1 protein-coding gene is annotated in these 694 nt (G+C 59.1%); it reads left to right on the forward strand.

The annotated features are described in order from the left end of the window. Positions 1-694 (forward strand): AMP-binding protein (locus tag X738_RS80600; RefSeq protein WP_036270825.1); only part of this gene is annotated, 694 nt, incomplete at both ends.

The raw sequence follows: 694 nt of genomic DNA on the forward strand, positions 1-694 counted from the left end.
CCTCACGCCATCTCGCTTATGTGATCTACACCTCCGGCTCAACCGGAACCCCAAAGGGCGTCATGGTCGAGCACCACAACCTGGTCAATCTGGGGTTGGCTCAGATTGGGCTTTTTGGCGTCTGTTCAAATAGCCGTGTCGTGCAGTTCGCCTCCTTCGGTTTTGATGCAAGTGCTTGGGAGCTTGTCATGGCGTTTGGCTCAGGCGCCGCATTGCACTTGCCTGCGGACGAGCTCCGCCAGGCGAGTAACAAGCTATCGGATTACCTGCGAAGCGAAGCCATAACCCATGCGACGTTACCTCCAGCCTTGCTTCAGGCAAGCAGGGATCCCGGATGTTTGGCATCGCAAGTTCTCATTCTTGCTGGCGAACTGCCGAAGGCTGAACTCGTCCGAAGTCTGACCTCGGCATCTATCGTCAACGCTTATGGCCCGACCGAAGCAACAGTCTGCGCGACGGTTTGGAATTGCCCGGCTGATTTTGATGGGTCAGTTGTCCCGATCGGGCGTCCGATTGCGAACACGCGGTTGTATCTTCTGGACGGTCATGGCGCGCCGGTGCCGTTCGGGGCGGTGGGGGAGCTTTACATTGGCGGGGTGGGGGTTGCGCGTGGCTACCTGAACCGGCCCGATCTGACGGCGGAGCGGTTCATCGCCAGTCCCTTTGTGGAAGGCGATCGGCTGGATAAGACCGG

It is taken from the genome of Mesorhizobium sp. L48C026A00 (assembly GCF_000502375.1).
Lineage (GTDB): Bacteria > Pseudomonadota > Alphaproteobacteria > Rhizobiales > Rhizobiaceae > Mesorhizobium > Mesorhizobium muleiense.